Origin of the sequence: Methanobrevibacter sp., from assembly GCF_036307625.1 — an archaeon.
Taxonomy (GTDB): Archaea; Methanobacteriota; Methanobacteria; order Methanobacteriales; family Methanobacteriaceae; genus Methanocatella.
In genome coordinates, this window is record NZ_JAXJXF010000076.1 from 1 (window position 1) to 7,587 (window position 7,587).

At 32.0% G+C, this 7,587-nt stretch carries 8 protein-coding genes; 1 reads left to right on the forward strand and 7 read right to left on the reverse strand.

Going from position 1 to position 7,587, the window contains the following annotated elements; genetic code table 11:
• The 5 genes from UIB65_RS04860 to gdhA all read right to left on the reverse strand — a co-directional run.
• Window positions 1-242: hypothetical protein (locus UIB65_RS04860; RefSeq protein WP_330039985.1), on the reverse strand; the 242-nt coding region annotated here is incomplete at its 3' end.
• Window positions 243-479: 237 nt separating this feature from the next.
• On the reverse strand, window positions 480-1,874 hold the full coding sequence (locus tag UIB65_RS04865) for a hypothetical protein (RefSeq protein ID WP_330039986.1): 1,395 nt from the start codon (window positions 1,872-1,874) through the stop codon (window positions 480-482).
• A gap of 234 nt (window positions 1,875-2,108) precedes the next feature.
• Window positions 2,109-2,411: a type II toxin-antitoxin system RelE/ParE family toxin gene (locus UIB65_RS04870; protein WP_330039987.1), complete on the reverse strand. Its 303-nt coding sequence runs from the start codon at window positions 2,409-2,411 to the stop codon at window positions 2,109-2,111.
• Entirely contained in the window at window positions 2,395-2,631 is a 237-nt protein-coding gene (locus UIB65_RS04875) for a hypothetical protein (RefSeq protein WP_330039988.1), read from the reverse strand. Before UIB65_RS04875 ends, UIB65_RS04870 begins: the two co-directional genes overlap by 17 nt.
• 489 nt (window positions 2,632-3,120) lie before the next feature.
• The gene (gene gdhA / locus UIB65_RS04880; RefSeq protein ID WP_330039989.1) at window positions 3,121-4,455 is read right to left on the reverse strand and encodes an NADP-specific glutamate dehydrogenase; all 1,335 of its coding nucleotides are present in this window, start codon (window positions 4,453-4,455) and stop codon (window positions 3,121-3,123) included.
• A gap of 506 nt (window positions 4,456-4,961) precedes the next feature.
• Here gdhA and UIB65_RS04885 point away from each other — a divergent pair.
• Window positions 4,962-5,210, forward strand: coding sequence for a hypothetical protein (locus UIB65_RS04885; protein WP_330039990.1), 249 nt, complete (start codon window positions 4,962-4,964; stop codon window positions 5,208-5,210).
• On the opposite strand, the gene prf1 is transcribed toward UIB65_RS04885, so the two are convergent.
• The gene (gene prf1 / locus UIB65_RS04890) at window positions 5,195-6,439 is read right to left on the reverse strand and encodes a peptide chain release factor aRF-1 (RefSeq protein WP_330039991.1); all 1,245 of its coding nucleotides are present in this window, start codon (window positions 6,437-6,439) and stop codon (window positions 5,195-5,197) included. The two genes, UIB65_RS04885 and prf1, sit on opposite strands and share 16 nt — an antisense overlap.
• Window positions 6,440-6,514: 75 nt before the next feature.
• Entirely contained in the window at window positions 6,515-7,483 is a 969-nt protein-coding gene (locus tag UIB65_RS04895) for a hypothetical protein (RefSeq protein ID WP_330039992.1), read from the reverse strand.
• Window positions 7,484-7,587 lie beyond the last annotated feature (104 nt).

Below are 7,587 nucleotides of genomic sequence, written 5' to 3' on the forward strand. Positions count from 1 at the left end.
TCTAAATCAGAATCATCATCCCAATCATCAGAATCATCATAATCCCCATCATCTAAATCAGAATCATCATAATCCCCATCATCTAAACTATCATCCAATCCATCATCAAAATGATTAATACCTATTATATCAGTTACTGTGCCGTTTCCATCAGCGATTATATTTTCATGTGCACTTGCTGCTGAAATTGACAGCAACAATATAAGTAATGAAAATATAATTATTTTAGTTTTAAATTTCATTTATTACACCTCGATTTTAATTTTTATTCCTAATTCTCTTTAAAAACTAGAAATAATGTTTTTAGCTTTAAATGAAATTATTTTCAATTTAAAATGCCATTTTTTTAGCACATTATTTTAAAAAAATAATAAGATTCAAGCTAAAAAAATTATTTCTAATATTTAAAATTAAGAAAAAATATTTTTCATTAATTTAAATATTTTATAAAAATAGTGGGAAAAATCCCTAAACTTTTTTTAAGGGATTTTGATTTCAATTACTCCAAATAATACGAAAATAGAAGTATTTTCTACAATAAATGGAGAAATAACATTATGTTTTTTAAAGAGAACATAATCGTGGTTGTCTTCTTGTTCAGCACTGGTAATGGTATCAAATTCACTAACTTTTGGAAGATTTTCATAACTCTTATACTGTTTAGTGAAACTGGTGTTAGTACATTCACATCCAATCATATGATAAAAAGTAGGTTGGATATTTTCTGATATATTGCTTGATAAACAATTGATCGGTTGGTCAAATTTAAAACTTTGAATTACTAAAGTTTTATCAGAATTGTCTTGTACATCACGCCAACAACCTACATCATCAGATAATTGTAAATCAGATTCCATATCAAATGAATTAATACAAACATCAGGCATTGTATTTAAATCAAATGTTTGATTCATTAATGTCATATTGTCCTGAATAATCATTATATCCGAAATATTACCATCAGATTCTATAAATAATTCCATTTCATCATTCAAATCATGAGAATTTATTATTAAATCTACATCTTGATAAAAACTGTAATCTGAATAATTAGAATCATATTTATGGTTTCTTAACATCGGATTATAATTGGACGATGGAATAGTAGTCATTACATTATGAGTAGATGGTGAGTTCATGATTTTATCAAAAATATCAAGAAATGCATTTACATCAATTAAATTAATATAAAAATCAACATATTTCACACCGGAGTCCATAAAATTAATTAAATCAGATTTCAACTGATTAATCTTCATAAAATCAACAATATGGCCGTTGCTATTAAAAACATCTCCAATTTTATTTTCTTCAATTAATTTTTCTAATGAATCATATTTTAAATAATCAAAATATTGCCTGTAACTGGAGTATGTTTGCGCAAAAAGATCTTCGGCATGAATATTCATTAATGCTTCAACACCCATAGCATCAGGGGACTGAAAATTAGAAAGCATTCCATCAATACTATTTTCATTATCCCTAACATCTGCGTCATCACCCTTTGAATAATGTGGACATGAAGAAGATTTGTGAATAGCAATATCCTTAATTGAAGAAGATTTATCATAGGCTACACCATTAAATCCATAGCCTGCAGAAGCATCCTGCATGTCCCATGAGCCATGATGAATATCCAGTCCAATATCCTCTTCTGAGATATTTTCATCATCATCCATAACCTCATCATCATCTAGAATAGGATTCTCGCTAATATTATTCTCATTATAACCTTGATTGGAGTCTAACTCAACATAATCTGAAGTTGAATCAGTTCCATCATCAACTGTTATATTTTCTTCTGCACTAACGGCAGACATTAGCATGAATAGTATTACTAATGAAAAAATAATAAGTTCTTTTCTAAATTTCATATTCGAAACACAATGACAAATTTATCGATTGACATATAAATAATTTTTGTTTTGCTATTTCACCAGTTCATGGTTAAAAACAAGAAAAAAAAGTTTAATAAGTTAAAATACTATTAAAAAGTTAAAAATTACTTAATAATAATTTGACTAATTATTATTAAAAAAAAAAGAAATTAAGGAATCTATACGATCCCTTGTGTGGGAATAGGGTGATACCACCCTACTTTGAAAGAATCAATTCCATTTTTTATAGATTGATCTTCTTGGACCAATATCAATTATTTCAACCTCTTTAGTTGATTCATTGATGAAATATATAATTCTATAATCACCCACCCTTGTTTTCTTACATTTAGGGCATTTTTTACTTCTAAATGAACTTTCTGCTTCTTTATACGGATCAACAGCTAATTGATAATATTTGCCATGTATCCTACTTATCAATTTTTCATCATCAGAATGATTATCCATGAATCTTATTGCTTTTTTATCTTCAAAAAGTTCATAATGCACTTCCGAATTATTTTCTGAGGGCATTTAAATCAACTTTTCTAGTGCCGCTATAGTCCCCATTTTCAAAATGCCTAATTCTTTCATTATAGTAATCTGCTTCTTCATCACTTAATTCATCAAAATAGATTCTTTCATACACCTCTATTAATCTAGCTATAATATCATTATATGTTTCGGACTTCAAGCCCAAATGAGCTAGTTTTGTGTGAACTTCTTCAGTTACTCGAATAGTTTTCATAGACATAGCGAATCCTCCAGTATATTAAAGTTAATTAGATATATTAATTATATTAAATATATTATTTATATTTATTGTAAATTAATATATCCTATTGAAGACAACTAACCTGAAACCTATTCCAACAAAAGATATGTATTGAAAAATAATGAAATTTTTTGAAGTGCAAAAGTGTGAAAAATCACAACCATATTCAAAAAGCAGAAAAACACAAACACAAAAACCGCCAAATAAAACACTACAATAGCATCACCATCCCAAAAAAAACTATGGCAAAATCACAATCAAAGAAATAACCCTAAGAACCATTGGTGTTCAGCACCAGAAAATCCAGTTACCACCCCACATTCAACCAGAAAAATCAAGCCACCAAAATCACTTTAAAAATATCAAAACAACTAAATACAAATAAATTATAATATAATTGACTAAAAATAAAATAAATAAAAAAAAGAAGAGTTAAAAACTCTTAAAATTGAAAATAAAACTCTAAAATCACACAATACCTTGTGCGTTCATAGCGTCAACAACTTTCTTGAATCCTGCAATGTTTGCTCCTGCAACATAGTTTTTGTCCATGCCGTATTCTTCAGCAGCAGCTGCAGCATTTTCGAAAATGGTTTCCATAATGGTTTGGAGTCTTCCGTCAACCTCTTCAAAGGTCCAGGATAATCTTTCTGAGTTTTGTGACATTTCAAGTGCAGAAGTTGCTACTCCACCAGCGTTTGAAGCTTTACCTGGTGCGAATAAAACATCGTTTTCTTGTAAGAATTCGGTTGCTTCAATAGTGGTTGGCATGTTTGCTCCTTCAGCAACTGCTAAAACGCCGTTTTCGACTAATGTTTTAGCGTCTTCTAATTGCAATTCGTTTTGAGTAGCACATGGAAGAGCGATGTCACATTTAATGGTCCATACACCTTTGCCTTCGTGGTATTCAGCACTTTCTCTAGCCTCAGCATATGCGGTTAATCTTTCTCTTCTAATTTCTTTTACTTCTTTTAATAACTCAACGTCGATTCCTTCAGGGTCATAAATCCAACCGGTTGAATCGGAACAGGTTACAGGTTTACCACCTAATTGTTGAGCTTTTTCGATTGCATAAATTGCTACGTTACCGGCACCGGAAACTGCAATGGTTTTACCTGCAATGTCAATGTCATTTGCTTTTAACATAGCGTTAGTGAAGTATAATAAACCGTATCCAGTAGCTTCAGTTCTTGCAAGAGATCCTCCGAAGGTTAATCCTTTACCAGTTAATACTCCTTCGTATAATCCTCTGATTCTTTTGTATTGACCAAATAAGAAACCGATTTCTCGACCACCTACACCGATATCTCCAGCAGGTACATCAGTGTCTGCTCCGATGTATTTGCATAATTCGGTCATGAAGCTTTGACAGAATGCCATGATTTCTCTGTCGGATTTTCCTTTAGGATCAAAGTCAGATCCACCTTTTCCTCCACCAATTGGAAGACCGGTTAAGGAGTTTTTGAAGATTTGTTCGAAACCTAAGAATTTAATAATACCGAGGTTTACTGAAGGGTGGAAACGTAATCCGCCTTTGTAAGGTCCGATTGCACCGTTGAATTGTACACGGTAACCTGTGTTTACTTGCACTTGTCCGTTGTCATCTACCCAAGGGACACGGAATTTGAATTGTCTTTCAGGATTGGTTAATCTTTCAAGAAGTGCGTTTTTCTTAAATTCTTCTTCGTTTTCTTCAATAACAACCCTTAAGGATTCCAATACTTCGCGTACAGCTTGATGGAATTCTGGTTCGGAAGGGTTTTGTTCAATAATAGTTTCAATTACATCATCTACGTATGACAAAAATATTCCTCCAAATTAAATTTAGATTTATATCATTGTTAAATTTCAAATTTTTTGCTGGCGACGCCAGATTTAACAATATAATATATTATTTGAATTTTATTATATTTAAATATTTTTCAATATTTAATTAAATATCCGAATAAAATACATAGAATATTCAATATATCTTAAACAAAATATAACCTTATTCAAAATAATTATTTAATTAAATATACGAATTGGGATAATAACTCAAACTGTCTAATGAAAATAAATAATTAATGTACAAAGTCGGAAAATGACTTCCAACAAAAAATTCCGAATGGCGAAAACACCACCTGTCAAAAAAAATTGCCAAAAATGTCAAAAATACAGAACAAAACAACACATATGCAAAAAATTATTAAACAAAATAATATATTAATAAAAAAACAATATTATTTTATATACTACAATTTACAAAATAATCTACAAAGTCATATGAAATTTATCTTTCAATACACAAAACCATAAAATGTGAAACAATGAAGGTTACAAAGATATCCCAATCACAATACCTTGAACTGAAAAGAACATATCTGCACAAAAACAGATGCATGTATTCCCTTTACCGAGACCTAAACCGGGAAATACCAATTGACAAGCAAATATTTTTTAGAATAATCAACAAAATTCGCCAAGAAGAAGGTTATGCCCCATTCTATTATTTGAATAAAGAAAAAAAGAAAAAAAGCAATATCAATAAGCCTCAGACTTATCAATATTCAACATAATATCTCATGATGGCCGCTATTCCACCGAATGCCCTGAATAGCTGCATGCCCTCTTCGGTTTCAGTGGAAATGAATTCGACATCAGTATTCATTTCTTCAGCTTTTTCAATAAAGTCATCAGCAAGATCCACTGAAGATTCCTCTTTTAAAACCTCACCACAGTTAGGGCACTTTGGCTTAAGACCGTCGGCTTCAGCCTGATTTTTGACTGTTATTTCCTTTTGTGTGCCGCAGCTAGGACAAGTGTACACCTTACGCATGCTACTTAAATCTTCAGATAAAAGCAATATGTCAACAGCACCCATAATCAAGTTGTTCCTAACCTGATTTTCACCATAAGAGCATAATCCTTTGTCTTTTCTCAATTCCTGAATGAACCTTTGAACAAGTTTTTTCTCATGCATCACATCAAGGTTTTCCAAATCGTCAGCAGCCCTTGCGATAACCTCACGAATACCTTCTTCTCCAGTATATGAAGTATCAACAATTGAAATAACCTTGTTTTTAAGTTCATACTGTAAATATTCACCATCATAGAAATCCTTTTTGGTAAAACCTGGACCTCCAAGAATAATACCCTTCAAATCATCTTTCAAAGGAAGGAAAGCTTCATTCATATGTTCACCGATACGTTTTAAAAATTGGTGAGCCAAATCTTCAATAACACGGTCAAACCTTCTTTGTGATTGTCCTCCGGCCTTGTGTTTTCCAGGAACCCCACTGGTTAAATGACCCAGGATGTTTTCCTTTTTACCTTTGAGTGTAGCGTATGTTGCTTCGTTTCTGTCGATTACAGCAACACCATAAACGTCACGCTCTTCAATCATGTATTCCAAAGGTTCAACGAAAAATTCATTGTTACATTTGTACCAATAGGTTGTAACAGGTTCAGGCGGTTCGATAATATATTTTTCCATCTTTTCAGTTCCGGGACCACCTTTTGGAATCATTCCCACAAACAGGACCAGACCATTTTCCGGAGGTTGTTTATATAGCTTAATACTTTCTAAAATAACTGCAATAGCAGACTGTACATTTTTCCTTGTTTGTTTACTCTTAATGTTAGCACTCTGACCCATTTCATCACGCATGTGCTTACCTACATCACTCAACTGTTTGGATGGTGGAATGTAAACGGAAACAAGCTCTGTACCTCTGCCTCTCTTACCTGCTAATTCCTTTAAGGTTTTTTTAAATTCATATAATTCTTTTGATGATACATCTGCCATGTTATCCCTATAAAAATTAAATTAATATAATAGTAATAAATATCTTTTTTTAAATATAAATAATTAATGAAAAAATCAGTCTAATTTGGCTTTTCCATATTTTTCAAATAATTTAACATTTGCTTCATCGATAGTGTTTATTTCAAGCAAATCCATTCCTGTCAAATCGATTATTTCACGTGCAAGGTGAAGATATGTGTCCGGATAGTCATTGTAGCCGAAAAGATGCCATATCACATCACCCTCAAAAACAATTTCAAGATACCAGTCATATCCTTCCAAATCCTCAGGATCATAGCTGTCCGATTTCATGTGATATTCTTTTTGAGTCCAAAGATAGACATGATATCTTTCAAGAAGCTCCAGAATCTTTTGCTCATCCTCGCCGGTCATGTCCCTATCAATATAGCCGTCAATCCTTTTGTTTTCAAAATTGACAATCAAACGGGGATTGGGCAATTCATAAGGATAGCACCTGTAGTGTCCGAATTCAATGGCCTTGATTTTTAGTTTCACACCATCAAGATAGACCCCATCACTTTTCAGGTCATGATAAAGGGGAGTTGCAAACTGCCTTTGATAGTTGAGATGAAGCACGTCAAAGTTAAAGAAGTCCTTAAGCATCTCTCCAAAGAGAGTCCAGTTTTTTGGAAAGTTATTTTTAAATGAGTATTCCTCAAAGCCGTCGGTAGAATAGATTATGACAATGCAGGAGTAAATAGTCTCCAGCTTTTCAAAATAGGAAAATTCCTCAGATTCAAAATCCTCAAAGAGTTTCAAACCGGCAAAATCAAATAAGAAATCGTCAGCCTGCCTATTGTCAAAGGTTCTTATTTCACTGGTCATATTTCGCCTCAAATCAACAAGAACATCAACCCATGAGTCATCGCACAGGCTGTTTTCGGCCAGGAACTTGTCACCGCTTCCCCTTTCAGAAATCTTATAGTAAGCCATATTACTTGAAAAATCGATTGTGAAACATTCATAGTGACGATTAAGGCGCTTGAAATTGAATCTTTGAGTAATCTCTATTTTTTCTATCATAAACATCATGAAAATTTTCAATAATCTATTCTATAATTTATTCCCCCAATTTAATATAATTATCTAGAATATTTACAATTAAAAAAATATATAAACAATTAGAA

What these genes read in the sequence shown, in the direction of transcription:
- UIB65_RS04865 (WP_330039986.1), bottom strand. Translation starts at nt 1,874, where the DNA reads ATGAAATTTAGAAAAGAACTTATTATTTTTTCATTAGTAATACTATTC.
- UIB65_RS04870 (WP_330039987.1), bottom strand. Translation starts at nt 2,411, where the DNA reads ATGCCCTCAGAAAATAATTCGGAAGTGCATTATGAACTTTTTGAAGAT.
- prf1 (WP_330039991.1), bottom strand. Translation starts at nt 6,439, where the DNA reads ATGGCAGATGTATCATCAAAAGAATTATATGAATTTAAAAAAACCTTA.
- UIB65_RS04895 (WP_330039992.1), bottom strand. Translation starts at nt 7,483, where the DNA reads ATGATAGAAAAAATAGAGATTACTCAAAGATTCAATTTCAAGCGCCTT.
- UIB65_RS04875 (WP_330039988.1), bottom strand. Translation starts at nt 2,631, where the DNA reads ATGTCTATGAAAACTATTCGAGTAACTGAAGAAGTTCACACAAAACTA.
- UIB65_RS04885 (WP_330039990.1), top strand. Translation starts at nt 4,962, where the DNA reads ATGAAGGTTACAAAGATATCCCAATCACAATACCTTGAACTGAAAAGA.